The sequence below is a fragment of the Pseudorhodoferax soli genome (assembly GCF_003337555.1).
GTDB lineage: Bacteria > Pseudomonadota > Gammaproteobacteria > Burkholderiales > Burkholderiaceae_C > Pseudorhodoferax > Pseudorhodoferax soli.
This window is the reverse complement of sequence record NZ_QPJK01000025.1, coordinates 1-5397: the sequence shown is the minus strand read 5'-3', so window position 1 is coordinate 5397 and position 5397 is coordinate 1. Positions and strand designations below refer to the sequence as shown.

At 51.4% G+C, this 5397-nt stretch carries 2 tRNA genes and 3 rRNA genes; all 5 read left to right on the top strand.

The window, feature by feature from the left end:
- The first annotated feature begins 181 nt into the window (after positions 1-181).
- Positions 182-1712, top strand: a 16S ribosomal RNA gene (locus DES41_RS37630).
- A 98-nt stretch (positions 1713-1810) separates the two neighbouring features.
- Positions 1811-1887: transfer RNA gene (locus DES41_RS37625), tRNA-Ile, on the top strand.
- Between the two features lie 24 nt (positions 1888-1911).
- Positions 1912-1987: transfer RNA gene (locus tag DES41_RS37620), tRNA-Ala, on the top strand.
- A gap of 332 nt (positions 1988-2319) precedes the next feature.
- Positions 2320-5193, top strand: a 23S ribosomal RNA gene (locus DES41_RS37615).
- Positions 5194-5318: 125 nt separating this feature from the next.
- Positions 5319-5397 (top strand): 5S ribosomal RNA (gene rrf, locus DES41_RS37610); the annotation flags it as partial.

Here is a 5397-nt window from a genome sequence, read left to right as displayed (position 1 = left end):
AGGTTGATGAGTTTGGGTCTTTAAAAATATACAGCCGATAAGCGTGGGCGTTTGGTGCCAAGTTGCCAAGTTCTTCGGAACGAGTGCACTGCACTCAAACGCTCATGAGAATAGAAGTGAAGTCACTTCAATTCCGTTTTTATGAGTTGCTCGAGAGATCGAGCGAGAAGTTAACAAGATCGAACTATAGAGTTTGATCCTGGCTCAGATTGAACGCTGGCGGCATGCCTTACACATGCAAGTCGAACGGCAGCACGGGAGCAATCCTGGTGGCGAGTGGCGAACGGGTGAGTAATATATCGGAACGTGCCCAGTCGTGGGGGATAACGCAGCGAAAGCTGTGCTAATACCGCATACGATCTATGGATGAAAGCGGGGGATCGCAAGACCTCGCGCGATTGGAGCGGCCGATATCAGATTAGGTAGTTGGTGGGGTAAAGGCTCACCAAGCCGACGATCTGTAGCTGGTCTGAGAGGACGACCAGCCACACTGGAACTGAGACACGGTCCAGACTCCTACGGGAGGCAGCAGTGGGGAATTTTGGACAATGGGCGCAAGCCTGATCCAGCAATGCCGCGTGCAGGATGAAGGCCTTCGGGTTGTAAACTGCTTTTGTACGGAACGAAAAGGCTCTGGTTAATACCTGGGGCCCATGACGGTACCGTAAGAATAAGCACCGGCTAACTACGTGCCAGCAGCCGCGGTAATACGTAGGGTGCGAGCGTTAATCGGAATTACTGGGCGTAAAGCGTGCGCAGGCGGTAATGCAAGACAGATGTGAAATCCCCGGGCTTAACCTGGGAACTGCATTTGTGACTGCATTGCTGGAGTGCGGCAGAGGGGGATGGAATTCCGCGTGTAGCAGTGAAATGCGTAGATATGCGGAGGAACACCGATGGCGAAGGCAATCCCCTGGGCCTGCACTGACGCTCATGCACGAAAGCGTGGGGAGCAAACAGGATTAGATACCCTGGTAGTCCACGCCCTAAACGATGTCAACTGGTTGTTGGGTCTTAACTGACTCAGTAACGAAGCTAACGCGTGAAGTTGACCGCCTGGGGAGTACGGCCGCAAGGTTGAAACTCAAAGGAATTGACGGGGACCCGCACAAGCGGTGGATGATGTGGTTTAATTCGATGCAACGCGAAAAACCTTACCCACCTTTGACATGTATGGAATCCTTTAGAGATGAAGGAGTGCTCGAAAGAGAGCCATAACACAGGTGCTGCATGGCTGTCGTCAGCTCGTGTCGTGAGATGTTGGGTTAAGTCCCGCAACGAGCGCAACCCTTGCCATTAGTTGCTACGAAAGGGCACTCTAATGGGACTGCCGGTGATAAACCGGAGGAAGGTGGGGATGACGTCAAGTCCTCATGGCCCTTATAGGTGGGGCTACACACGTCATACAATGGCTGGTACAAAGGGTTGCCAACCCGCGAGGGGGAGCTAATCCCATAAAACCAGTCGTAGTCCGGATCGCAGTCTGCAACTCGACTGCGTGAAGTCGGAATCGCTAGTAATCGTGGATCAGAATGTCACGGTGAATACGTTCCCGGGTCTTGTACACACCGCCCGTCACACCATGGGAGCGGGTTCTGCCAGAAGTAGTTAGCCTAACCGCAAGGAGGGCGATTACCACGGCAGGGTTCGTGACTGGGGTGAAGTCGTAACAAGGTAGCCGTATCGGAAGGTGCGGCTGGATCACCTCCTTTCTGGAAACTGCAACGAAGCTCAAACGCTCACACTTATCGGTTGTTGGAAGGTTGTCGCCAACGGTTGGGTAGAAATACTTGACTCAAGCGACCGGCTTGGGTCTGTAGCTCAGTTGGTTAGAGCACCGTCTTGATAAGGCGGGGGTCGTTGGTTCGAGACCAACCAGACCCACCATCCCTCCAATGTCCAATCGTGTTTGGGGGTGTAGCTCAGCTGGGAGAGCGGCTGCTTTGCAAGCAGTAGGTAGCGGGTTCGAGTCCTGTCACCTCCACCAACTTCGCTTATCCAACAAGAAAATCAACACCAAAGTGGCTTTGCAAGAGGCCTCTTTGTTGTTGGTCAAGATCTCTTGATCAATCGGCTGTTCTTTAAAAAATTCATAGAGTTCGAATCAGCGTTGCTGGCGGAAACTGCACATTCGTAAAGGTTTAGTGCAGACCGTGCCGCCAGTGACAAAAATTTGATTGCGTCAAACGAATATCAAACTTCACGTTTGAAATTTAGTAATCTGAACGAGAGTTCAATTACGGCATAACGCGTCAGGTGAAAGACCTGACATATTCCTTGAGTAATTTTGGTCTTCGATAAGAGGCATCAAAGTTATAGGGTCAAGTGAATAAGAGCACGTGGTGGATGCCTTGGCAATGATAGGCGACGAAGGACGTGATAGCCTGCGATAAGCTTCGGGGAGCTGGCAAATTAGCTTTGATCCGGAGATTTCCGAATGGGGAAACCCACCTGCAAAGGTATCGCATGATGAATACATAGTCATGCGAGGCGAACCGGGTGAACTGAAACATCTCAGTAGCTCGAGGAAAAGACATCAACCGAGATTCCGAAAGTAGTGGCGAGCGAAATCGGAAGAGCCTGTTAGTGATAGCGCGACTCTTAACGGAACAGTCTGGAAAGGCTGGCCATAGCAGGTGATAGCCCTGTACGTGAAAAGAGACGTGTGGTACTGAGCTAACGAAAAGTAGGGCGGGACACGTGTAATCCTGTCTGAATATGGGGGGACCATCCTCCAAGGCTAAATACTCATCATTGACCGATAGTGAACTAGTACCGTGAGGGAAAGGCGAAAAGAACCCCGGGAGGGGAGTGAAATAGATCCTGAAACCGCGTGCTTACAAAAAGTAGGAGCCTGAAAGGGTGACTGCGTACCTTTTGTATAATGGGTCAGCGACTTACATTCAGTGGCAAGCTTAACCGAATAGGGAAGGCGTAGGGAAACCGAGTCCGAACAGGGCGTCTTAGTCGCTGGGTGTAGACCCGAAACCAAGTGATCTATCCATGGCCAGGATGAAGGTGCCGTAACAGGTACTGGAGGTCCGAACCGACTAGTGTTGCAAAACTAGCGGATGAGCTGTGGATAGGGGTGAAAGGCTAAACAAACTTGGAAATAGCTGGTTCTCTCCGAAAACTATTTAGGTAGTGCCTCAAGTATTACCTGCGGGGGTAGAGCACTGTTTAGGCTAGGGGGTCATGGCGACTTACCAAACCTATGCAAACTCCGAATACCGCAGAGTACAGCTTGGGAGACAGAGCACCGGGTGCTAACGTCCGGACTCAAGAGGGAAACAACCCAGACCGCCAGCTAAGGTCCCTAAAATTGGCTAAGTGGGAAACGAAGTGGGAAGGCTAAAACAGTCAGGATGTTGGCTTAGAAGCAGCCATCATTTAAAGAAAGCGTAATAGCTCACTGATCGAGTCGTCCTGCGCGGAAGATGTAACGGGGCTAAGCCAGTTACCGAAGCTGCGGATTTGCAATTTATTGCAAGTGGTAGGAGAGCGTTCTGTAAGCCTGTGAAGGTGGCTTGTAAAGGCTGCTGGAGGTATCAGAAGTGCGAATGCTGACATGAGTAGCGTTAAAGGGGGTGAAAAGCCCCCTCGCCGTAAGCGCAAGGTTTTCTACGCAACGTTCATCGGCGTAGAGTGAGTCGGCCCCTAAGGTGAGGCAGAGATGCGTAGCTGATGGGAAACAGGTCAATATTCCTGTACCGATGTGTAGTGCGATGTGGGGACGGATCTTAATAGGTCATCCGGGTGTTGGATATCCCGGTTTAGGCAGATGTAGGCGTCAGGTAGGCAAATCCGCCTGACATATACCGAGGCTGCCGATCGAGCGAGCTTGCTCGCGAAGTGATTGAACGAGGTTCCAGGAAAAGCCACTAAGCTTCAGCTGCACACGACCGTACCGCAAACCGACACTGGTGCGCGAGATGAGTATTCTAAGGCGCTTGAGAGAACTCGGGAGAAGGAACTCGGCAAATTGACACCGTAACTTCGGAAGAAGGTGTGCCCTAGTAGTGTGAAGTGAACAACGGAGCATGAATGGGTTGCAAAAAATCGGTGGCTGCGACTGTTTATTAAAAACACAGCACTCTGCAAACACGAAAGTGGACGTATAGGGTGTGACGCCTGCCCGGTGCTGGAAGATTAAATGATGGGGTGCAAGCTCTTGATTGAAGTCCCAGTAAACGGCGGCCGTAACTATAACGGTCCTAAGGTAGCGAAATTCCTTGTCGGGTAAGTTCCGACCTGCACGAATGGCGTAACGATGGCCACACTGTCTCCTCCCGAGACTCAGCGAAGTTGAAATGTTTGTGATGATGCAATCTCCCCGCGGAAAGACGGAAAGACCCCATGAACCTTTACTGTAGCTTTGTATTGGACTTTGAACAGATCTGTGTAGGATAGGTGGGAGGCTTTGAAGTAGGGTCGCTAGATCTTATGGAGCCAACGTTGAAATACCACCCTGGTGTGTTTGAGGTTCTAACCTAGGTCCATTATCTGGATCGGGGACAGTGCATGGTAGGCAGTTTGACTGGGGCGGTCTCCTCCCAAAGCGTAACGGAGGAGTTCGAAGGTACGCTAGTTACGGTCGGACATCGTGACGATAGTGCAATGGCATAAGCGTGCTTAACTGCGAGACTGACAAGTCGAGCAGATGCGAAAGCAGGACATAGTGATCCGGTGGTTCTGTATGGAAGGGCCATCGCTCAACGGATAAAAGGTACTCTGGGGATAACAGGCTGATACCGCCCAAGAGTTCATATCGACGGCGGTGTTTGGCACCTCGATGTCGGCTCATCTCATCCTGGGGCTGTAGCCGGTCCCAAGGGTATGGCTGTTCGCCATTTAAAGAGGTACGTGAGCTGGGTTTAAAACGTCGTGAGACAGTTTGGTCCCTATCTTCCGTGGGCGCTGCAGATTTGAGGAAGCCTGCTCCTAGTACGAGAGGACCGGAGTGGACGCACCTCTGGTGTATCGGTTGTCACGCCAGTGGCATTGCCGAGTAGCTATGTGCGGAAGAGATAACCGCTGAAAGCATCTAAGCGGGAAACTCGTTCCAAGATGAGATCTGCCGGGGCCTTGAGCCCCCTGAAGAGTCGTTCTAGACCAGGACGTTGATAGGCGAGGTGTGGAAGCGCAGCAATGCGTTAAGCTAACTCGTACTAATTGCTCGTGCGGCTTGACCCTATAACTTTGATCGCTTACACCAAAGCATCAAGGCTGTTATGCCAAGTGACGCAGTCAAAATACAACTGATTCAAAACTCTATGAATTCGCCGCGCTGACAAAAGTCAGCGCAGCAACAAGTTATGCCTGATGACCATAGCAAGTTGGTACCACTCCTTCCCATCCCGAACAGGACAGTGAAACGACTTTGCGCCGATGATAGTG